Source organism: Mesorhizobium sp. CAU 1741, assembly GCF_039839275.1.
In the GTDB taxonomy this organism is placed as follows: Bacteria; Pseudomonadota; Alphaproteobacteria; order Rhizobiales; family Rhizobiaceae; genus Aerobium.
On the sequence record NZ_JBDOQP010000001.1, the window covers coordinates 588,399 to 608,921 of the forward strand.

Below are 20,523 nucleotides of genomic sequence, written 5' to 3' on the forward strand. Positions count from 1 at the left end.
GAAAGTTTTGTGACGCACGGCGTTTTCGCCGCGCGTCTTTCTAGCGGATCGGGCGCTTCATCTCAGACGAGCGAGCCTGCAAAGCGCTGGATCCGCGTGCATGCTTCTTCCAACGCTTCGTCAGACGCCGCGTAGGAAATCCGGAAATTGGGTCCGAGCCCGAAGGCCGAGCCGTGAACTACCGCGACGCCTTCGGCTTCGAGCAGTTCTGTAATGAAGTCCTCGTCGGTCTCGATCACCTTGCCCGACGGGGACGTCTTGCCGATCAGGCCGGCACATGACGGATAGACGTAGAACGCGCCCTCCGGCGTGGGGCAGGTGATGCCGCGCGCCTGGTTGAGCATGCCGACGACGAGATCGCGACGGCCCTGGAAGACCGCCTTGTTGGTGGCGATGAAGTCCTGCGGACCGTTGAGCGCTTCGACCGATGCCCATTGCGCGATGGTGCAGGCCCCTGATGTCTGCTGCCCCTGGATCATGTCCATCGCCTTGATGAGCTGGACGGGACCGGCTGCGTACCCGATGCGCCAGCCGGTCATGGCATAGGCCTTGGAAACCCCGTTCATCGTCAGCGTGCGGTCGTAGAGCGCCGGTTCGACCTCTGCGATCGTCTTGAAGACGAAGTCGCCATAAGTCAGATGCTCGTACATGTCGTCAGTGAGCGTCCAGACATGCGGGTGCTTCATGAGCACATCGGCGAGCGCGCGGAGCTCGGCCTCCGTATAGGCCGCACCCGACGGATTTGACGGCGAGTTCATCAGCAACCACTTCGTCTTCGGCGTGATCGCTTGCTCCAGCACCGCCGCCGTCAACTTGAAACCGTTGTCGATCGACGTGTCGGCAAAGACCGAGGTGCCGCCGCAGATGGCGACCATCTCGGGATAGCTGACCCAGTAGGGACGCGGGATGATGACCTCGTCGCCGGGGTTGAGCGTCGCCATGAAGGCGTTGAACAGGATCTGCTTGCCGCCCGTGCCGACGATGGTCTGTTCGGGCTTGTAGTCAAGATTGTTCTCGCGCTTGAACTTGGCGGCGATTGCCTCGCGCAGAGGCGCGATGCCGGAGACCGGCGGATACTTGGTTTCGCCGCGCCTGATCGCCTCGACAGCAGCGTCCTTGATGTTATCCGGCGTGTCGAAATCCGGCTCTCCAGCGCCGAGGGAGATCACATTCCGCCCTTTTGCCTTCAAGTCGCGCGCTTTCTGCGTCACCGCGATCGTGGCGGAGGGCTTTACGCGTGAAAGGGCGTCGGCGAGGAAGGCCATCTTGAAATCTCCATTCGGGAATGACCGCCTTGGTGCGGCCGGCTGCTTAATGTCGCATCGGACCGCGAATCGCAAGCGCGGATGCTGTCGACGATGCCCCCGCGCGGGCTTTTAAATCTTAACAGATGATAAAGTGTTGGATGGGATCATGCGCCCAGCGAGCGGGGCGCTATGAGGAAAGAGCAATGTCACGCGGCGCCGAACAAGTTCACATCGCTGAGCAGGAAGACGGCACCTTTCAGGCTCTGTGGGGACCGTTCGTCTTGCGTTCGGCGTTCCAGCCGATTTTTCGGTTTGTCGAGGGCAGGCTTGAAATTCGAGCATTCGAGGGGCTGATCCGCCCGTTCAGGGACGGGCAGGATGTTTCTCCCCCGGTCTTCTTCCGTTCGATCCCGGCAGGCGATCGCTTGCATGTGGAAACGTTGACGCGAAACCTGCACCTGCTTAACGCCGGGCGATTCCTCGACCCGGCAACGATGCTGTTCGTCAATTTCGATCCGTCGGTTTTTCTCGATCGCGAGATGACGATGATCGCCCTGCGCGAGATGCGCAAGACGCTGCATCGCTCGGGCATCGATGCCCGCCGCGTGGTCTGCGAGGTGACAGAGCAGAAATCCGCGTCCGAGGCCGCGCTAGCCGCCTTCGTCGGCGCGTTGCGTGATCACGGGTTCCAGATCGCGGTCGACGATTACGGCGCCGAGGATTCCGACATGGAGCGGGTGGCCGCCCTGAAGCCGGACATCGTGAAATTCGACGCACAGTGGATCTCGCGCCTGATGGATACCAGGCCAGGCGTGGCGCTGCTTTCGGTGATGGTCGGCGACTTCGCGGGACGCGGCATCACCGTCGTCTTCGAGGGTCTGGAAGAGCCGTGGCAGCTCGAACTGGCCGAGCAGGTTGGCGCTCACATGGTGCAGGGCTACGTCCTCGCGAGGCCCGAACTTGCGCCGACCAGCTTCTCGGCCTTTCTCGCCCGGGGCGGCGATGGTTCGATGTTGGTATCCCCAGCGCCGGACCCTGCTCGCGCATACGGTGGCCTTGCCAAGGACGCGCCGCGTCGTGTTATGCAGGGCGCCAAGCCGTTTGGCCGCCGCTTCTCGACATGACCATGATGACATCTATCGACCTGGCAATCTCCGCAGACGAAATCGGCATCCGCAGTGCCCGCCACGGTGAAATGCTGTTGCGGAGCGCCTTTCAGCTCATCTACCGCACGTCCGATGATACTTTCGAGGGGATCGCCGCAGAAGGTTTCGTCCGCATTTTCCGAAGCGGCCAGACCGTTGAACCACTGTCCTACCTCGACCATTTGCCGGCACAGGATCATGTCTTCGCGACGCGTCTGGCGACGGCACTCCACATCGCCAACCATGGCAATATCGGCATAGACGGGCTCGACCACATCCTGGCGATCAGATCTCCCGTCGGGCTGATTTCGCCGGAGGCCGTGTCGCATCTGTTGACGGAGACGGGCATGGATGCCTCGCGGCTCATCTGTCTGGTGCGGGACGCGGTTTCGCTCCAATCCCATGAAATCCGGACGATTGCAGACGAGTTCAGGTCTCTTGGCGCGCGCATCGCAATGGCTTCCAGCGGCCAGCCCGACCTTCAGGCGATCCGGTCCGGCAGGCCGGACATTGTCAGCATCGATGGCGCCTGGTTCAGGCGGGTCTGTCTCAATGTGAGCGCGATGCGCCTTCTGTGCAGCTTTGTGGGAGGGCTGCGGGCCGACGGCATCACCGTGCTGATCGACGGTATCGAGACGCGTTCGCAACTGCGCGCCGCCGTCGACACGGGAGCCGACCTTCTGCGCGGCTATCTGTTCGGCCGGCCACAACTGGCTGGAACCGTACCGCCCGATGCGGTTCTCGACCGGGCCAAACTGCTCTCCGGCGGCGGCGGGGTGGTGTCGCTGTTCGATGCCGGTGTCCGCCGCACCCATCAAGCCGGCTGAAGCAGGCAACAATTCTTGTCATTGGAGCGGAACCGCGTCAGCGACTAGGGTCGCGCCAGAATATTGGAGGCGATCGCGATGCTTACGCTCTACGGAATGCCAGACAGCGGCAACTGCTACAAGCCGAGATTGCTGCTTGCGAAGCTCGGCAGACCGTTCCGCCACGTCCAGGTCAATTCGGTGAGCGGCGAAACCCGCACGGCCGCCTATCTCGCCAAGAATCCGAACGGAAAGGTCCCGCTGCTCGAACTGGACGATGGAAGGCGCCTGGCGGAATCGAACGCGATCCTGCTTCATCTTTCGGAGGGGACCCGCTACCTTCCTACCGATGCATATCAAAGGGCGCTGGTGTTCCAGTGGCTGTTCTTCGAACAGTACAGCCATGAGCCATACATCGCGGTGCGCCGCGCCTTGCTGAAATACCCGGCCCGGGCGGATCAAGCGACGCCCGACCGCATGGCACATCTCCTCGATGCCGGACACGGCGCACTTGGCGTGATGGAAACGCAGCTCAGAGTGTCGCGGTTCATCGCGGGGGATGCGCTGACCGTGGCCGACATCGCGCTGTTCGCCTACACGCAGGATGCCGCTTTCGCAGGGTATGAGATAGCGCGCTTCCCAGGCGTGACGGCATGGCTCGATCGCGTCCGTGCCGACGAGGGGCACGTGCCGCTCGACTGGTTGCCGTGAGGCAACCGCACGTGGAGTAACAAGGAGTGCGGCGAGCCGCAGGCGGATGCGTGTTCAAATGGCTGGTGACCCGCACAGCCCCGGTCAGCCGCGCAATCGGCAATCGGCTGGCCGCGCGTCGCGCGGCTGCCAGTACATCCGTGACTTGCCGCGTTTAGTCGACCCAAGTCGACGCCGCATACAGCCAGCCGTTATTGCCGAAGGCCCCCGACCAGCGCGAGCGCTGCCTTACTGAAAAGGAAGGATCAAGCGTGTCACCTTCGCGATCCACGTCGGGTTGATCGTTAAGTGGGAGTGCGCTGGTGCCGATTCAAGAGGCGGTGGCCAGCGTGGACGCGCCACTCCAGACCGCAGGGGCGCTCTTTTGCGAGGGTTGCGACCACGTCGTTCAGTTCGTCGACGTCGACGTAATAGAAGCGCGAAAGCTGCACCGCGATCTCGTCATGTTCGAACCCTCGCGCCATGAGAAATTCGGCTGCAACGACAAGCTCGGCACGCTCGGTCAGTCGGCGCTTGGCGGAGTCATCAGATGGAAGCAGCATGGTGTTGTTCCCCCGTCGCTCTTTTGTCATGTCGCATGACAGATTTGCCCGAACCTTGCGGAACCCGGAACACAGACGATAACTGGGAAAAACTCATTCGAATCGCAAATGCAACCGAATCGAGAGCATCAGTATGACATGGACTGGAATATTCACAACATTCCCTCATTGCCTAAAGGGAAGACGCAACGGCAGGATGGCGTGGATTCAGAACGGAAAGGCTGCCTGCGCAGGTGCGGGAGCTTGCAGCAGGATACCTTCGTGAGCCAGCAGGCGCTCTTTTGTCGCTGCGCCACCGGGCGCTGAAAAGCCACCGATCTTGCCACCCGCCGCAAGGATGCGGTGACAGGGAATGACGAGGGGCAGCGGGTTGCGGCCGAGCGCCTGGCCGGTCTCCCGCGCCATCTTCGGAAAACCAGCGCGCTCCGCCAGTTCCCCATAGGTGGTAACTTCACCCTGACGCAGCTTCAGTGCCGCGGCATAGATCGACCTTCTGAACGGATCTATGCCGGAGAGGTCGAAGGGCAGGGTGGAAAAGTCGACGGTTGCGCCGTCCGCATAAGAACGCACGAGCCTCATCGCCTCTTCGACGAAGGGCGCGCGCGGCGCTTCCGCGTCCGCAGTGTCGGTCCATTTCGCCGCGAGCCGTTCCGCAGCCCCTCGCGAAGCCTGCGGCAGCGCGAGGCGCGTCAGCCCCGTGTCGCTCCACGCCAGCGCGACGAACCCCAGCGCCGTATCGAAGACCAGCCGTCCGGCCATGATTTTCTCCCGTCGATCGAACCCTAACATGAGACCGCCGCCGAACGAAAGGGGAACGTTGCGCGTGCTGACAGCCGAATTCGGATGACGGGTTGCAGGCGGCGGGGCGACATTGTATGGCTCGCGAAGGGTGGGGAGTGTTGATCGACGAAGGAAGAGGGCGTCTTGCCTCGATTGCGTCCCGACATAGCGCTGAGCGCGCTTCTTGCCGCAGGCATGCTGTCGGCCTGCAGCACATCCAGTGCGGGCCTTGGCGAGCAGCTTGCGCTTGCCGCCGAACAGGAAGCCGCCGATCCGGCGCTGCCCGATACCGTCTCCATCATGCCCAGCCCCTCCGGCATCGAGGCCAAAGCTGCCGCGCTCGCGGCGATCACGCCCTCTGCCTATGCCGGCTCGACGCCCAGCGATCCCGCCGCGCTTGCGATTTCATCCGGCACGAAAGTGGCGGCGCGGAGCCCCGAGCTCGACGCGCTGATCGCGCGATACGCGGCGCACCACGAGATTCCCGAGTCGCTCTTGCGGCGGGTCGTAAACCGGGAAAGCACCTTCAACCCGGCAGCGCGCAACGGACCCTACTGGGGGCTCATGCAGATCCTGCCGGCCACCGCGCGCACCATGGGTTATCGCGGCTCACCCGAAGGGCTGCTCGATGCCGAGACCAACCTGATGTACGCCGGCAAGTACCTGCGCGGCGCCTACATGACGGCCGACGGCAACCATGACCTTGCCGTGCGCTTCTATTCGCGCGGCTATTATTACGACGCCAAGCGCAAGGGCCTGCTGGAAGCGACCGGCCTGCGGCCATCTCGCACGCGGATGGCATCCGGGTCACTTTGACGTGAATCGCGGCGGCTGCCGGTGATTTTGCCGCAGAACCCGTTTAGCTGCGGATCATGACCAAGATCGACCGACGCACAATTCTCGCCCTGCCTTTCCTGATCGGCCTTGCCGGCTCCGCGCGCAGCGAGGAGACCGAGATGATGGCCGAGCGCATCGCAGACCTTCTCGACCGCGCCGAGGCGCTTGAACAGTTGCAGACGGTGCTGGTCAGCCTCGACGGGCGCCTCATCGCCGAGCGCGGCTTTCGCGGCCATTCGGCGGGCACGCCCACCAACATCAAGTCGGCGTCGAAGTCCGTCGTTTCGGCGATGGTCGGCATGGCGATCGACAAGGGCTTGCTCGACGGCCCGGACCAGGCGATCGCGCCGATCCTGCGCGCCGAGCTGCCAGCCGATCCCGACCCGCGCATCAACGAGATCACCATCGGCAATCTTCTGTCGATGCAGGCGGGGCTGGGGCGCACGTCGGGACCGAATTACGGCCGCTGGATCGCCAGCAGCAACTGGGTGCGCGAGGCGCTCGCCATGCCGTTCGATGACGACCCCGGCGGGCGCATGCTCTATTCCACCGGTTCGACGCATCTCCTGTCAGCAATCCTGACGCGGGTGAGCGGACGGCCAATGCTGGAGCTGGCCAATGACTGGTTCGACCCGCTCGAGGGCTTCCGCATCGGCGGCTGGCATCGCGACCCGCAGGGCATCTACATGGGCGGCAACCAGATGGCGATGAGCCCGCGCTCGCTGTTGGCCTTCGGCGAACTCTACCGGCGCGGCGGCGTCACGCCCGACGGTACACGGCTCATACCGACCGACTGGATCGAGCAGTCGTGGCAGCCGCGCACGAGTTCGCCATTCAACGGCTATCGCTACGGCTATGGCTGGTTCATGCACGGCATCGGCGGGCGCGACGTGCATTTCGCCTGGGGGCATGGCGGGCAGATGCTCTACATCGTGCCGGAGCTGAAGCTCACGGTGGCGATGACGTCGGACGAGAACCAGCGCTCGGCGGCGAACGGCTACCGCAACCGGCTGAACCAGTTGATGGCCGACATCATGGCGGCGGTGGAAGACCACGTCGAGGCGGGCGCGCTTACCCGAAATTAAGGGCTGGCGTGTTTTAACGCCTCCATGAGCAAGAAACCGGATACGACCCCCGCCGCCGCAACGGACGCGCCCAAGAAGCGCTCCAAGGTCAAGCTCGCTTTGTTCGCCATGGCGCCGCTGGTGCTGGCGGGCGCCGGCTATGGCGGCTGGATGTTCTACAGCGGCGGCCATGCGGAAGCAGCCGTCGACGAGCACGCGGCAGAGCCGGTGCCGGTGTCCGCGGTGCCGACCGAGATCGCGGCCGAGACCTCATTCACCCACTCCTTCGCGCTTGCCACCATCATCGCCTCGCAATGCGGCAAGGCGCGCGTGCCGGCGCTGCAGGTTGCCAGCGACGCGGAAGCCCATGCCGACGGCATGCTGGTCAACCTGTCGTGGCAGGCGGCTGCCCGCCGCACCCTGACCCTCGACGAAGGCAATTGCCGCCGCTTCCTCAACGAGGTGCGTGGCGCCGAGCGCAAGGCGATGGAACTGGCGGAAGCCAAGGCCGGCGGCGGCGGACATGGCGGCAAGGGCGGCGGCGACCACGGCGCCAAGCCGGCCGCAAAACCCGCGCATCACTGACGCGGCGTCGCCGCACATCGCTCCATCACCCGTTTGCAGTCTGGCGACTGTCCAACACCGCTGGACCTGCGCATGGCAAGACGAGCACGCGCGCCGTCATGACAGGCGTTTCCATGCAAGGGTAGGGCAGGCCCTCCCACATCGATCTGCGCGGAAACCTTGCTGGCCCAAGACGGCGCGGCCGCGCTGCGCTACTGTCGCCTCGACCATCTGAGGAGCATTCCATGCCGGCCATTTCGCTTCCACTCGACGGTTCGTGCCGCTGCGGGCGGGTTCACATCCGCCTCACCAGCGCGCCGATCTGCACCGCCGCTTGCCATTGCCGCGGCTGCCAGAAGATGGCGGCAAGCGCCTATTCGCTGACCGCCATGGTGCCCGTCGACGCGCTGGAGGTGACCAGCGGCGATACCGTGATCGGCGGCATGCACGCGCCGGAGCTGCAGCATCATTTCTGCGCCCACTGCATGAGCTGGATATTCACCCGCCCTGTCGGCATGCCCTTCGTTAACGTCCGCCCGACGATGTTCGAGGACACGCGCTGGTTCTGGCCGTACATCGAGACCCATGCCAGCGCCCGGCTGCCCTTCGCGCAGACCGGCGCGGTGAAGAGCTTCGAGAAATTTCCGGCGATGAGCGAGATGGAAGGCCTGCTGAAGGGCTATGCGGAGTGGTCGGCGCAGGCGGTTTAGCGCCCGCTTTCCGCCCCGTCGTCCCCGGGCCTGACCCGGAACAGCTTGCTCACAATGGCGCCCGCTTCTCCCCCTCGTCATCCTCGGGCCTGACCCGAGGATCCATGCCGGACCGGTCCATGCCGCACGCGGCGTTGCCGACGTTCGTTCTTCGCCCACCGCCTCACGCTTCCGATGTGTTCAGGCATGGACCCCCGGGTCTGCGCCTCCGCTTCGCTGCGGCTTCGCCCGAGGATGACGAAGGTGGGGGATATGCGCGATGGTAGTGTGCCCGGTCAGTCGTGGCGCAATGAAACAGCTTGCCCACAATGGCGCCCGCTTCTCCGCCTCGTCGTCCTCGGGCCTGACCCGAGGATCCATGCCGGACCGGTCCGTGCCGCACGCAGCGTTGCCGACGTTCGTTCTTCGCCCACCGCCTCACGCTTCCGATGTGTTCACGCATGGATCCCCGGGTCTGCGCCTCCGCTTCGCTGCGGCTTCGCCCGAGGATGACGAAGGTGGGGATATGCGCGATGGTAGTTGGGGGCCGGTCAGTCGTTGCGGCGTTCGATTTCCGAACGGCTCTTCAGCACCTGATCGCCGTCCTCCTGCACGATCAGATAGGCCGGCTCGTCCTTCGACGCCTTGCGCTTGATCGTCTCGCCCTTGATCGTGCGGGTGACGTTGCTGGTGAATGTCTCTGCGATCTTGCCCTCGGCGCGATGCGCACCCCATTTCCATGTCACTGCCGTGCCCTTGCGAAACATCGCCGGTCTCCTTTGCCGGAGAAATGCGGGGAGCGAGGGAGGGGTTCCGGGGTAGGGCAGGGAGCGCTCAGCATCTACTGGCGTGAGCCAAGATTCACCGCAGGATAGATAGCCCGAACGCTGAATAGCGATCGGGTGGTCGAGACGGGGACATTTCTGCGTGTTGTGTTACTGTTGGGCATTCCGGCCTAGAGTTATATATGAAATGTCTAATCGCGTCCGCTACCAGCTCTCAGCTTCTGTCTTTGTTGCCTTACGCAATAGTGACCAAGTCCTTATGCTACGCAGGAAGGGAACGGGTTGGATGGACGGCTCCTTTAGCCTTCCCGCTGGTGGCCTTGATGCCGGAGAAACCATTTCCCAAGCTGCTATTCGGGAAGCTTATGAGGAGATCGGAATAGGCCTATCGCCTGGTGATCTTGTCTATGCTCATACGCTTCATAGCCTTACCGAGGGCCAGAATTGGATGGGCCATTTCTTCATCGCCACAAGATGGGAAGGCACCCCCAAGTTGGTCGAACTGGATAAGCACTCTGATATCGGCTGGTGGCCAATGGGATCGCTACCGTCGCGGACAATCCCTTATGTTCGACAAGCGTTGCTAAACATCGGCAAGGCGATACCGTATTCAGAATACGGATGGGGTGAAGCTGAAAGGTAGCGCCACGTCTGCAATGGTTGGAAAGGCGCTATCCGCCTCTTTCGGCCGGTCTAATGATCATAGGCGGGCATCATCTTGGTGGGTGTTTGTTTTGCGGACTGGCAGGTTTAGGGCCTTGCATATTGTATGCTGACGATAGGATTCACCAAAATGGAAGTGACCAGTCATCAATGCGCAATATCGCAACTCTTTTCCTCGGCCTTATTACATACCTGGTACTGACGACAATGCTGTTCGGTGGTCCATTCCACGGGCCCTTTCTGCTGCTCTCTCGCTCGGATCATCTCGGCATTACAGGGTGGCTTGTGCAGGCCATCGCCATAGTAGGCGGGTTGGCCTGGATGTTCTATGGGCCAATGGCCCGATGCGTCCAACCACCTTTTCGTCTCTCCGTTTTCATAGCCGGAGCTATAGTTATCCCGACAATCTACCTCGTCCTTGTTGCGGATTGGAAACGAACACGAATAATCGCTGAGTTCGAGGCAGATTACGTAGAGCAGAACTCGCTTCTAACATCGCTCAGCAGAGCGCCCGCAGAATATCAGTTCTACCTGCATGCCGTGGCACTCAAGAACTGCCAGCCTTATGCGTGGAGCTACAGGATGATGGGATTTTACACCTTAGGCCCGAACGTTTCGGTGAACGTCATCCCGCAAGCTTGGGTCAAAATGTGCGGGATCACGAGAGATTAGTAAGTGGACCTCGGCTTAGGAGCGACCATCCGCCTTTATTATCGGCGTGTGTCTGAGCGACGGCAATGAGGGTGTAACCCGACCATCCTGCCGCGCCTCCAAGCAACAGCCATCCTCTCTCCAGACTCCTGATCTGACCGCGCTTGGCCAAGCCACCTTCTCCCACGAAGGGAGGACGAAGCCCGCACCCTACGCGAAATACGCCTGCAGCGGCCGCACTTCCAGGCTCCCTGCCTTCAGCGCGGCGATGGCTTCGGCGGCGGCGGCTGCACCCGCCATGGTGGTGAAGTAGGGCACCTTGTGCATCAGGGTGGCGCGGCGGAGCGACTTCGAGTCGGAGACGGCCTTCTGGCTGTCGGTTGTGTTGAAGACGAGCTGGACCTGGCGGTTGCGGATGGCGTCCTCGATGTGGGGACGGCCCTCGAGCACCTTGTTGACCTTTTCCGCCGCGACGCCGTTTTCTGCGAGGAAGCGCTGGGTGCCGCCGGTTGCGAGCACGCGGAAGCCGAGGTCGGCGAGGCGCTTCACCGAGGGCAGGATCTTGACCTTGTCCTCGTCGCGCACCGAGACGAAGAGCGAGCCGGAGCGCGGCAGCTCGACGCCGGCGCCGAGCTGGCTCTTGGCGAAGGCGAGCGCGAAGTCGGTGTCGAGGCCCATGACCTCGCCGGTGGATTTCATCTCGGGCCCCAGCAGCGTGTCGACGCCCGGGAAACGGGCGAAGGGGAAGACGGCTTCCTTGACCGCGACGTGCTTCAGCTCCGACAGCACCGGCTTGTCGCCATAGTGGCCGAAGGCCGCGTCGAGCGTCTCGCCGGCCATGATGCGGGCAGCGATTTTTGCGATGGGGCGCCCGATGGTCTTGGCGACGAAGGGCACCGTTCGCGAGGCGCGCGGGTTGACCTCCAGCACGTAGATGTCGCCGTTCTTGATGGCGTACTGCACGTTCATCAGGCCGCCGACGTGAAGCCCCCTGGCGAGGGCCGCCGTCTGGCGCTCGAGCTCGGCGACGGTGTCCGGCGACAGCGAACGCACGGGCAGCGAGCAGGCCGAGTCGCCCGAATGGATGCCGGCCTCCTCGATGTGCTCCATGATGCCGGAGACGTAGACGGCGTCGCCGTCGCACAGCGCGTCGACGTCGACCTCGATGGCTTCCGACAGATAGGTGTCGAACAGCAGCGGGTTCTTGCCGAGCAGCGTGTTGATCTGGCCGGTCTTGTCGTTGGGGTATTTCTGCTTGATGTCTTCCGGCACGAGACCGGGCACGGTGTCGAGCAGGTAGGTCTGCAGCATGCTCTCGTCATGGATGATCTGCATGGCGCGGCCGCCCAGCACGTAGGACGGGCGCACGACCAGCGGGAAGCCGAGTTCGGAGGCGACGGTGCGGGCCTGCTCGACGGAAAACGCGATGCCGTTCTTGGGCTGCTTGAGGTCGAGCTTCTTGAGCAGCTTCTGGAAGCGGTCGCGGTCTTCGGCGAGGTCGATCATGTCGGGCGCGGTGCCGAGGATCGGGATGCCGGCCTTTTCCAGCGCTTCGGCGAGCTTGAGCGGCGTCTGACCGCCGAACTGGACGATGACGCCATGCAGCGTGCCGGCCTTCTGTTCGGCGCGCAGGATTTCCAGCACGTCCTCCGGCGTGAGCGGCTCGAAATAGAGCCGGTCGGAGGTGTCGTAGTCGGTGGAGACGGTCTCGGGGTTGCAGTTGATCATGATCGACTCGTAGCCGGCCTCGGCCAGCGCGTAGCAGGCATGGCAGCAGCAATAGTCGAACTCGATGCCCTGGCCGATCCGGTTGGGGCCGCCGCCGAGGATGACGACCTTCTTCTTGTCGGAAACCTTGGCCTCGTCGGCAAGCGCGCCGGCGAACGGCACCTCGTAGGTCGAATACATGTAGGCGGTCGGGGAGGCGAACTCGGCGGCGCAGGTGTCGATGCGCTTGTAGACGGGATGGACGTCGAGCTTTTCGCGAATCTTCTGAACGTCTTCGACGTCCTTCCTGACAAGCGAGGCGAGGCGGGCGTCGGCAAAGCCCATGGCTTTCAGCATGCGCAGGTTCTCAGCGTCTTCCGGCAGGCCGTGCTCGCGGATGCGGGCCTCCATCTGGATGATGCCCTCGATCTGCTCGAGGAACCACGGGTCGATCTTGCACATGGCGTGCACGTCTTCCAGCGACGTGCCTGTCCGGATCGCCTGGGCGACCATGCGCAGCCGGTCGGGCGTCGGCGTACCTAGGGCGGCGCGGATGGCGTTCTTGTCGTCGCCGGAGCCGAGGCCGGGGATTTCGATCTCGTCGAGGCCGTTCAAGCCGGTTTCGAGACCGCGCAGCGCCTTCTGCAGCGATTCCTGGAAGGTGCGGCCGATCGCCATCACCTCGCCGACCGACTTCATCGCGGTGGTCAGCGTCGGCTCCGCGCCGGGGAATTTCTCGAAGGCAAAGCGCGGGATCTTGGTGACGACGTAGTCGATGGACGGCTCGAAGGAGGCGGGCGTCGCGCCACCGGTGATGTCGTTGTCGAGCTCGTCCAGCGTGTAGCCCACGGCAAGGCGGGCCGCGACCTTGGCGATCGGGAAGCCGGTGGCCTTGGAGGCAAGGGCGGAGGAACGCGACACGCGCGGGTTCATCTCGATGACGACGAGACGGCCATCAGCCGGGTTGACGGCGAACTGGACGTTCGAGCCGCCGGTCTCCACCCCGATCTCGCGCAGCACCGCGATCGAGGCGTTGCGCATCATCTGGTATTCCTTGTCGGTGAGCGTCAGCGCCGGCGCGACGGTAATCGAATCGCCGGTGTGCACGCCCATCGGGTCGAGGTTCTCGATCGAGCAGATGATGATGCAGTTGTCCGCCTTGTCGCGGACGACCTCCATCTCGTACTCCTTCCAGCCGAGCACGGATTCCTCGATGAGCACCTCGGTGGTCGGCGAGGCGTCAAGGCCCGACGAGATGATGTCGAAGAACTCGGCGCGGTTGTACGCGATGCCGCCGCCGGTGCCGCCCATGGTGAAGGACGGGCGGATGATGGCGGGCAGGCCGACATGGTCGAGCGCCTGGGCGGCGATGCCCATGGCGTGGGCGATGTAGCGCTGCTTGCGGTCGCCTTCGCCGAGGTTCCATTCGGTCTCGAGTGCGTCGAGCGCGGCGTCGAGATCGGCCGGGTTGGACGCCTTGACCTCGGCGCGGCGCGCCTCGTGCTGCTTGCGGTCGGCATTTTTCGCTTCAGTGGCATTGGCCAGCATTGAACGCGGCGTCTCGAGGCCGATCTTGGCCATCGCCTCGCGGAACAGGGCGCGGTCCTCGGCCTTGTCGATGGCCTCGGCATTGGCGCCGATCATCTCGACATTGTAGCGCTCGAGCACGCCCATGCGGCGGAGCGACAGCGCGGTGTTGAGCGCCGTCTGGCCGCCCATCGTCGGCAACAGCGCGTCGGGGCGCTCCTTGGCGATGATCTTGGCGACGACTTCAGGCGTGATCGGCTCGATATAGGTGGCGTCGGCCAGCTCCGGATCGGTCATGATGGTGGCCGGGTTGGAGTTGACGAGAATGATGCGGTAGCCCTCGGCCTTGAGCGCCTTGCAGGCCTGCGTACCGGAATAGTCGAACTCGCAAGCCTGGCCGATGACGATGGGGCCGGCCCCGATGATAAGGATCGACTTGATATCGGTACGTTTTGGCATGGAGGCGTCCGTCGGTTCGGCTTGCGCAAGTCCCGGAACGGGGTGCTCCATCTGGCGCTGACGCGCGCGGAGGCCCGGCCGGTTCGGCACAATCTGGATTCTGTAGGCTAGGCGCGCCTTATAGGGTAAGGATCGGAGGTAGGGAACCCCGGAAATCACCCCTGGCGGCATTGCCCACGCAAAGCTGCCCTACGGCGACTGCATACCAGGTCGCGCCGGCGTTCATCGCGCGAGACGCCAGGGCGTTTCAGTGGCCGGAAGAGAGCTTGAGGCCGACCATCCCCGCGACGATGAGGGCCACGCTGGCGATCCTGCCGGCGGTGGCCGCTTCTCCCATGACGACGATGCCGACGACGAACGCGCCGACCGCGCCAATGCCTGTCCAGATCGCATAGGCCGTGCCAAGAGGAAGGGTGCGCATGGCGATCGCGAGAAGCCAAACAGACCCTGCCATCGCCACGACGGTCACGAGCGTCGGGCCAAGCCGCGTGAAGCCGGCCGAATGCTTCATGGTCGTTGCCCAGATGATTTCGAGCAGTCCTGCGAGCGAAAGATAGATCCAGGCCATGGCGACACCCATCCGTTCCGATCGGCACGCCGCGTGACGCGCCCTTGATGGTATGCTATATATATCCGTCCAGACGGTTTTAAAAGAGGCAGATATGGGGCGCAAGAAGACGATAGATCGCGACGCCGTGCTCGATGCGGCCGAAGCCATCGTGATGGAGCTTGGGACCGGCCGGCTCACCTTCGACGAGATCGCGAAGCGCGCCTGCGTCAGCAAGGGCGGCGTGCTTTACTGTTTTGCGTCCAAGCAGGACCTCGTCGCCGCCATGGTGCGCCGTGACCTGGATCGGTTCTCCGACGATGTGGCAAGGCATCGCGACGAGGCTGGCCATGCCGACGACCTGAAGGCGCATCTGGCCGCGACCCGGCATGAGAGCGATGTGCTGGCGGCCCGCGCGGCCAGCCTGATGGCGGTGCTGGCCGAGACGCCCGAGCATGCCGCGCCGGTGCGCGAGTATTACCGGGGCTGGTTCGCCCGCTTCGATCCGAACAGCGAATCGGGCCGGCGGGCGCGGATGGCGTTTCTCGCCGCGGAAGGAGCGTTCCTGCTGCGCGGCATGGGAATGATGGATTTCAGCGAAGACGAATGGCGCGACATGTTCGTGCAGATGGAGAATTTCGCCAGCGGCAGTTAGCCGTGCCGGCAGTGGCGAAGCCGGGTTGACGAACGCATAACTGTACGGTTATTCAATGATCGATAGCTTAGCGGTTATGGATTCCAGATGCTGCAACCACACGATATCCTGTTCAAGACGCTGGCCGATCCGACGCGGCGGGCGATCTTCGAACGGTTGTGCCGGGATGGCGACCAGACGGTGCGGGCGCTGACCGTTGGCGCGGGAATCTCTCAGCCTGCCGTATCGAAGCACCTGGCGCTGCTCAAGCAGGCGGGGCTGGTCCGCGATCGGCCCGATGGAAGGCTGACACATTACAGCGCGCAACTGGACGCCCTTGCACCGCTCGCCGAATGGACAAGCCGGATGAACAGCTTCTGGCAGGGCCGCTTCGACGATCTTGAAAATCTGCTCGACAGGATGGACCAATGACTGATCAGACCGCCGAGACGCTTTCCGTCGTCGTCGAGCGAGAGATCCCGCACCCACCGGAAAAGATATGGCGTGCCCTGACGCAGCCGCACCTGATCGAGGCGTGGCTGATGAAGAACGCCTTCAAGCCGGTGGTGGGACACCGCTTCGACCTGACCGCCGAATGGGGCAAGGTCGATTGCGAGGTCCGTACAGTCGAGCCGCATCGAACCCTGTCCTACAGTTGGGGCGACCACGATCTCGACAGTGTGGTGACCTGGACGCTTACGCCGATCGCCAACGGCACGCGCCTGCGCATGGAGCAGGCGGGGTTCCGGCGCGACCAACCGCGCTATTTTGGAGGTGCCAAGGCGGGCTGGCCGCGATTCTTCGAGCAACTCGAGAAGGTACTGGCGAATGAAGACTGAAGCATCAGCGCTCATTGATTCGAGGATCTCCGAACTTGCCGACTGGCGCGGGCAGATGCTTGCGCGTTTGCGGGCCGTGATCCATCAGGCGGACCCCGAGATCGTCGAGGAATGGAAGTGGCGCGGTGTTCCCGTCTGGTCGCATGAGGGGATCGTCTGCACCGGCGAAAGCTACAAGGCTGCGGTAAAGATGACCCTCGCCAAGGGCGCTTCGCTGGAAGACCCCTCCGGACTTTTCAACGCCAGCCTCGAAGGCAATGCGAGACGCGCCATCGATTTCCATGAAGGTGACGACATCGACGAGACGGCGCTGGCCGAACTCATCCGGGCGGCAGTGGCGCTGAACGTCGCGTCGACCGGCAAGCGCGGCCGGAAGAAGACCTAGAGCTTCGGCGACCTTGGCCACAGGAGATAACGTATGAACTGGAACAGAGTGATCCGACAGGGGCATCGCTGGCTGTCCGTAGCCTTCACCGCAGCCGTCGTCATCAATATTGCCGCCATGGCGATGGCGGAGCCGCCGATGTGGGTGGGACTGCTTGCCCTAGCGCCCTTGGTGCTGCTGTTGCTGAGCGGCCTCTATCTGTTCGCGCTGCCCTATGTGGCGAGATCGCGCGGCGGCAAGGCGTGATCTCACAGGAGCACGGATGATGGTTGACAAGACCACGGAAGGAGCCGCCAAGACGTTGGGGGCGCCCAAGCTCCTCTCGGGCGGCAATCCGCAGATACCGAAGGGTGATGGGGACGCGCCCGTGCAGGCCTATATCGCGGCGATGCCGGGCTGGAAGAGCCAGGCGGGGCGCGAGGTAGACACCCTGATCGAGCGCACGTTTCCCGAGGTGCGCAAGGCGGTGAAGTGGAATTCGCCGTTTTATGGGGTCGAAGGCAAGGGCTGGTTTCTGAGCTTTCACTGCTTCGACAAATACATCAAGGTCGCGTTTTTCAAGGGCGCGGCACTCGATCCTCTCCCGCCCGTGGCATCCAAGGATCCGAATACGCGCTATCTGCATATCCACGAAGGCGAGGGGATCGACGAGGGTGTATTCGCCGGCTGGGTTCGGCAGGCAAGTGAAATTCCAGGCTGGGTGCCGTAGCAGAGCGCTGTCACCATCGGAGGGAAGGTGTCGCGTCAGGTGCTACGGCAGCGAAGATGGGCGCCCACCGCGCTCAAGCCGCCAGCGCGGCTCTCGCCTTGCCGATCATCAACGCCGCCTGCGCTGCCTCGCGGCCCTTCTGCACGAAATGAGCGCGGAAGATGTCGCGGTGGTGATCGGTTTCCTGGAAATTGTGCGGGGTGAGGGAGACCGAGAGAACCGGCACGCCGGTGTCGAGACCGGCTCGCATCAGCCCGTCGACCACGGCCTGAGCGACGAAGTCGTGGCGATAGATGCCGCCGTCGACGACCAGCGCCGCCGCGGCAACGGCCGCGTAGCGTCCGCTCGCGGCAAGGTCGCGGGCCAGAAGCGGCATCTCGAAGGCGCCTGGAACGTCGAAGACGTCGACCTGCGCGGCGGGAATCAGTTCGTGGAAACCGTCAAGCGCGCGGCTGACGATGTCGGCATGCCAATTGGCCTTGATGAAGGCATAGCGGGCGGGTGTCATCATGATCTCCATAGGTTGCGACACTTCACCCAAGGCGATCACGTGCGGCGAGGGTGCATTGGCACCACAGACCACCCGTCCTCTTCCATCCGGACTATGACCGTCGGCTCAGGCCTCTCACCTGATCTGCTGACCCTTCCCGAGGGAAGGCGCTCGCGGGCTCGCAAAAAGGTTGCATACCGCCGGTGGGGATTTTCACCCCGCCCTGAGAACGAATTGACATTAGAATGTTGATGATGGTGCTGGCAACCTCGCTTTCGAAGCGGCCTGTGCAATGCCGGCACTTTTTCCTTTGCGTGCGCGCACGCGCCGCGATGCGCTAAAGTCGATGATGCCGCGGCGCGGCGATTCTGAGTGAATGACGGATGATCCGATGAGTGGTCTGCTTGCCCTTCTGGACGACATCGCCGCGCTGGCCAAGCTGGCCGCCGTGCAGGTGGACGACATTGCCGCGCAGGCCTCGCGGGTCGGCGTCAAGGTCGCAGCCTCGGTGATCGACGACACGGCCAAGGCCGGAGCGAAAGCCGCCGGTGTGGTGATCGACGATACCGCTGTGACGCCGAAATACGTCCAGCACCTGCCTGCGGCGCGCGAGTTGCCGATCGTCTGGAAGATCGCGCGCGGCTCGGTGTTCAACAAGCTGGTGATCCTGCTGCCGGTGGCGATGCTGCTGGACAATTTCGCGCCGTGGCTGATGACGCCACTGCTCATGCTGGGCGGCATGTATCTGTGCTTCGAGGGGGCGGAGAAGGTTGTCCATGTCTTTTCAGCCCATGATTCCGGCCATCCTGAGCCTCAGACGCTCGATGCTGCACGCTTGGAAGAGGAGCGCGTGGCCGGTGCGATCAAGACGGATTTCATCCTCTCGGCCGAGATCATGACCATCACGCTGGCGGCGATCGAGGCCCAAGGCGTCTTCACGCGCGGCCTGGTGCTGGCGCTCGTGGCGATCGGCATCACCGCGCTCGTCTATGGCGCCGTTGCGCTGCTGGTAAAGGCGGACGATCTGGGGTTGAAGATGGCCCAGGCAGGACGCCTGAAGACAACGAGGGCGCTTGGGCGGGGCATCGTCAAGGGCATGCCGGCGGTGATGACAACGATCTCTACGATCGGCACCGCCGCGATGCTGTGGGTCGGAGGGTCGATCGTCCTGCACGGGCTGGAGGCGTTCGGGGCAGGCGGCATCAGCCACTGGATCGAGGCGGTCGCTGCTTCTGCCGCACACGCGCTGCCGGCTGCCGAGTCTGCCGTCGAATGGATCGTCACCGCGGCGCTCGATGGCGTCTTTGGGCTGGCGCTCGGCCTGGTGCTGGTGCCGCTGGTGGGCCGCGTCGCCGTGCCGCTCCTGCGGGTGGTGTGGAAGTGACGTCCGCCTAACGGACTGCGCCGGTCATGCGTGGTGCCTGCGGGCCGCCCGGCCATGCGTAGAGCCGCGCTTCCGGCGAGGGGTGGGGCAGGGTGCAGATGATGCGGGCCTCGGCGCGCGCCTGCACGCCGAACGGGCTCAGGCCGAAACCTGGCTGGCGCTGCCCTGCCTCGCGTCCGGTACGCGTGACATAGCCCTGGCCCACGCGGAAGAAGAGATCGAGGCTCTTCTGCGTTGCCAGTTCGATCAGCGGTGTCAGGCTCGCCATCAGGATGTTTCGCCGGCCTCTGCGGACAATGGGCGCACGCTAGAGCGGAGAGGGTTAACGCACGGTTAACCATGTCTACCTGTGCCCAAGTCATCAGAAAGGCCGTGACCGCGTGCAACCGTTGGGCTAGCTTTCCGTTTGGGGAAGCCCGATCGACCAATTTTCCCTGTGAGGATCGCCATGCGCTGGAGAGGCCGCCGTCAGAGCAGCAACGTCGAGGATCGACGCGGCCAAAGCCGCATACCGGGCGGCTTCGGCCGTAGCGGCCGGCCGATGCAGATCCCGATCGGGCGCGGTCTTGGCGGTGGCGGGCTGTCAGGAATCGTCATTCTCGTCATCGTGTTCTTTGCGCTACGCGCGTGCGGCATCGATCCGTTCCAGATTCTGGAGGGCGGAGGTCCATCCAGCCCGCAGGTAAGCGAACAGAGCGCACCGGGAGCACAGCCGACGGACGAGGAGGCGCAGTTTGTGTCGGTGGTTCTGGCCGAGACGGAAGACGTGTGGAACGGCATCTTCCAGGCCGAGGGTGAGACCTATACCGAGCCGCGCATGGTGCTGTTTTCCGACCAGGTCCAGTCGGCGTGCGGCTTCGCCTCGTCGGCATCGGGGCCGTTCTACTGTCCCGGCGATTCACAGCTTTACATCGACCTTGGCTTCTTCCGCGAGTTGTCGCAGCGCTTCGGCGCCTCCGGCGACTTCGCCCAGGCCTATGTGGTGGCGCACGAAGTCGGCCACCATGTCCAGAACCTGATCGGGGTGCTGCCGGAGTTCAACCGACAGCGCCAGTCGATGAGCGAGACGGATGCCAACGAGATGTCGGTGCGCGTCGAACTGCAGGCGGATTGCTTCGCCGGCATATGGGCGCACTTCACGGCACAGAAAGGGTTGTTGGAAGACGGCGACATCGAAGAGGCGCTGAATGCCGCGCACCAGATCGGCGACGACACCATTCAGCGCCGAACCCAGGGCTACGTGGTGCCGGAAAGCTTCAACCACGGCACCTCGGAGCAGCGCGCGACGTGGTTCGGCAATGGCTTGCGAAACGGCCGGCTGGCGGATTGCGACACCTTCAACAATCCGGTGTGAGCGA

General features: G+C 63.7%; 24 protein-coding genes and 1 riboswitch. Of the genes, 16 read left to right on the forward strand and 8 right to left on the reverse strand.

Annotated elements, in window-relative coordinates:
• Window positions 1-62: 62 nt before the first annotated feature.
• Entirely contained in the window at window positions 63-1,265 is a 1,203-nt protein-coding gene (locus tag AAFN84_RS02865; protein WP_347512997.1) for a pyridoxal phosphate-dependent aminotransferase, read from the reverse strand.
• A 185-nt stretch (window positions 1,266-1,450) separates the two neighbouring features.
• On the opposite strand from AAFN84_RS02865, the gene AAFN84_RS02870 reads away from it, so the two are divergent.
• The 3 genes from AAFN84_RS02870 (at window position 1,451) to AAFN84_RS02880 (ending at window position 3,909) form a co-directional block, all read left to right on the forward strand.
• Window positions 1,451-2,371 carry an EAL domain-containing protein gene (locus tag AAFN84_RS02870; protein ID WP_347512998.1) on the forward strand — a complete coding sequence of 307 codons (921 nt, stop codon included), beginning with the start codon at window positions 1,451-1,453 and terminating at the stop codon, window positions 2,369-2,371.
• A gap of 2 nt (window positions 2,372-2,373) precedes the next feature.
• Window positions 2,374-3,219 (forward strand): EAL domain-containing protein, encoded by an 846-nt coding sequence (locus tag AAFN84_RS02875; protein ID WP_347512999.1) that lies wholly within the window; start codon window positions 2,374-2,376, stop codon window positions 3,217-3,219.
• A 78-nt stretch (window positions 3,220-3,297) separates the two neighbouring features.
• Window positions 3,298-3,909 carry a glutathione S-transferase family protein gene (locus AAFN84_RS02880; protein ID WP_347513000.1) on the forward strand — a complete coding sequence of 204 codons (612 nt, stop codon included), beginning with the start codon at window positions 3,298-3,300 and terminating at the stop codon, window positions 3,907-3,909.
• A 284-nt stretch (window positions 3,910-4,193) separates the two neighbouring features.
• Here the strand turns inward: AAFN84_RS02880 and AAFN84_RS02885 are convergent, their stop codons facing one another.
• Together AAFN84_RS02885 and AAFN84_RS02890 are read right to left on the reverse strand one after the other, a co-directional pair.
• A complete protein-coding gene (locus AAFN84_RS02885) occupies window positions 4,194-4,451 on the reverse strand; it encodes a hypothetical protein (protein WP_347513001.1) in 258 nt (85 codons plus the stop codon).
• A gap of 207 nt (window positions 4,452-4,658) precedes the next feature.
• Window positions 4,659-5,210 carry a methylated-DNA--[protein]-cysteine S-methyltransferase gene (locus AAFN84_RS02890; protein ID WP_347513002.1) on the reverse strand — a complete coding sequence of 184 codons (552 nt, stop codon included), beginning with the start codon at window positions 5,208-5,210 and terminating at the stop codon, window positions 4,659-4,661.
• A gap of 165 nt (window positions 5,211-5,375) precedes the next feature.
• On the opposite strand from AAFN84_RS02890, the gene AAFN84_RS02895 reads away from it, so the two are divergent.
• From AAFN84_RS02895 to AAFN84_RS02910, 4 genes are all read left to right on the forward strand, one after another.
• Window positions 5,376-6,047, forward strand: a complete 672-nt coding sequence (locus tag AAFN84_RS02895; RefSeq protein ID WP_347513003.1) for a lytic transglycosylase domain-containing protein — start codon at window positions 5,376-5,378, stop codon at window positions 6,045-6,047.
• Between the two features lie 140 nt (window positions 6,048-6,187).
• On the forward strand, window positions 6,188-7,153 hold the full coding sequence (locus AAFN84_RS02900; RefSeq protein ID WP_347513778.1) for a serine hydrolase: 966 nt from the start codon (window positions 6,188-6,190) through the stop codon (window positions 7,151-7,153).
• Window positions 7,154-7,177: 24 nt separating this feature from the next.
• On the forward strand, window positions 7,178-7,717 hold the full coding sequence (locus AAFN84_RS02905) for a hypothetical protein (protein WP_347513004.1): 540 nt from the start codon (window positions 7,178-7,180) through the stop codon (window positions 7,715-7,717).
• A 224-nt stretch (window positions 7,718-7,941) separates the two neighbouring features.
• Complete coding sequence (locus tag AAFN84_RS02910) at window positions 7,942-8,406, forward strand: GFA family protein (protein ID WP_347513005.1); 465 nt, start codon at window positions 7,942-7,944, stop codon at window positions 8,404-8,406.
• A 530-nt stretch (window positions 8,407-8,936) separates the two neighbouring features.
• Here the strand turns inward: AAFN84_RS02910 and AAFN84_RS02915 are convergent.
• Entirely contained in the window at window positions 8,937-9,152 is a 216-nt protein-coding gene (locus tag AAFN84_RS02915; RefSeq protein ID WP_347513006.1) for a DUF2945 domain-containing protein, read from the reverse strand.
• A 205-nt stretch (window positions 9,153-9,357) separates the two neighbouring features.
• Here AAFN84_RS02915 and AAFN84_RS02920 point away from each other — a divergent pair, with 205 nt between their 5' ends.
• The gene (locus AAFN84_RS02920) at window positions 9,358-9,813 is read left to right on the forward strand and encodes an NUDIX domain-containing protein (protein WP_347513007.1); all 456 of its coding nucleotides are present in this window, start codon (window positions 9,358-9,360) and stop codon (window positions 9,811-9,813) included.
• A gap of 881 nt (window positions 9,814-10,694) precedes the next feature.
• Here AAFN84_RS02920 and carB read toward each other — a convergent pair.
• On the reverse strand, window positions 10,695-14,177 hold the full coding sequence (carB, locus tag AAFN84_RS02925) for a carbamoyl-phosphate synthase large subunit (RefSeq protein WP_347513008.1): 3,483 nt from the start codon (window positions 14,175-14,177) through the stop codon (window positions 10,695-10,697).
• A 247-nt stretch (window positions 14,178-14,424) separates the two neighbouring features.
• Window positions 14,425-14,745, reverse strand: a complete 321-nt coding sequence (sugE, locus tag AAFN84_RS02930; protein WP_347513009.1) for a quaternary ammonium compound efflux SMR transporter SugE — start codon at window positions 14,743-14,745, stop codon at window positions 14,425-14,427.
• Between the two features lie 94 nt (window positions 14,746-14,839).
• On the opposite strand from sugE, the gene AAFN84_RS02935 reads away from it, so the two are divergent.
• The 6 genes from AAFN84_RS02935 to AAFN84_RS02960 all read left to right on the forward strand — a co-directional run bounded on the left by AAFN84_RS02935 (window position 14,840) and on the right by AAFN84_RS02960 (window position 17,291).
• Window positions 14,840-15,379 (forward strand): TetR/AcrR family transcriptional regulator, encoded by a 540-nt coding sequence (locus AAFN84_RS02935; RefSeq protein ID WP_347513010.1) that lies wholly within the window; start codon window positions 14,840-14,842, stop codon window positions 15,377-15,379.
• An 87-nt stretch (window positions 15,380-15,466) separates the two neighbouring features.
• Entirely contained in the window at window positions 15,467-15,790 is a 324-nt protein-coding gene (locus AAFN84_RS02940; RefSeq protein WP_347513011.1) for a metalloregulator ArsR/SmtB family transcription factor, read from the forward strand.
• Complete coding sequence (locus AAFN84_RS02945; RefSeq protein WP_347513012.1) at window positions 15,787-16,197, forward strand: SRPBCC domain-containing protein; 411 nt, start codon at window positions 15,787-15,789, stop codon at window positions 16,195-16,197. The genes AAFN84_RS02940 and AAFN84_RS02945 overlap by 4 nt, the downstream gene beginning before the upstream one ends.
• Window positions 16,187-16,582, forward strand: a complete 396-nt coding sequence (locus tag AAFN84_RS02950) for a DUF1801 domain-containing protein (protein WP_347513013.1) — start codon at window positions 16,187-16,189, stop codon at window positions 16,580-16,582. Before AAFN84_RS02945 ends, AAFN84_RS02950 begins: the two co-directional genes overlap by 11 nt.
• A gap of 33 nt (window positions 16,583-16,615) precedes the next feature.
• Window positions 16,616-16,828, forward strand: coding sequence for a hypothetical protein (locus tag AAFN84_RS02955; protein WP_347513014.1), 213 nt, complete (start codon window positions 16,616-16,618; stop codon window positions 16,826-16,828).
• Between the two features lie 19 nt (window positions 16,829-16,847).
• Entirely contained in the window at window positions 16,848-17,291 is a 444-nt protein-coding gene (locus AAFN84_RS02960; protein WP_347513015.1) for a DUF1801 domain-containing protein, read from the forward strand.
• Window positions 17,292-17,364: 73 nt separating this feature from the next.
• On the opposite strand, the gene AAFN84_RS02965 is transcribed toward AAFN84_RS02960, so the two are convergent.
• Window positions 17,365-17,799: a 6,7-dimethyl-8-ribityllumazine synthase gene (locus AAFN84_RS02965; protein ID WP_347513779.1), complete on the reverse strand. Its 435-nt coding sequence runs from the start codon at window positions 17,797-17,799 to the stop codon at window positions 17,365-17,367.
• A 73-nt stretch (window positions 17,800-17,872) separates the two neighbouring features.
• A riboswitch (FMN riboswitch) is annotated at window positions 17,873-18,016 on the reverse strand.
• 156 nt (window positions 18,017-18,172) lie between these two features.
• Here AAFN84_RS02965 and AAFN84_RS02970 point away from each other — a divergent pair.
• Window positions 18,173-19,165: a DUF808 domain-containing protein gene (locus AAFN84_RS02970; protein ID WP_347513016.1), complete on the forward strand. Its 993-nt coding sequence runs from the start codon at window positions 18,173-18,175 to the stop codon at window positions 19,163-19,165.
• Between the two features lie 7 nt (window positions 19,166-19,172).
• Here AAFN84_RS02970 and AAFN84_RS02975 read toward each other — a convergent pair whose 3' ends face one another.
• Window positions 19,173-19,433 (reverse strand): hypothetical protein, encoded by a 261-nt coding sequence (locus tag AAFN84_RS02975; protein ID WP_347513017.1) that lies wholly within the window; start codon window positions 19,431-19,433, stop codon window positions 19,173-19,175.
• A 180-nt stretch (window positions 19,434-19,613) separates the two neighbouring features.
• Here AAFN84_RS02975 and AAFN84_RS02980 point away from each other — a divergent pair, with 180 nt between their 5' ends.
• A complete protein-coding gene (locus AAFN84_RS02980; RefSeq protein WP_347513018.1) occupies window positions 19,614-20,519 on the forward strand; it encodes a neutral zinc metallopeptidase in 906 nt (301 codons plus the stop codon).
• The last annotated feature ends 4 nt before the right edge of the window (window positions 20,520-20,523 follow it).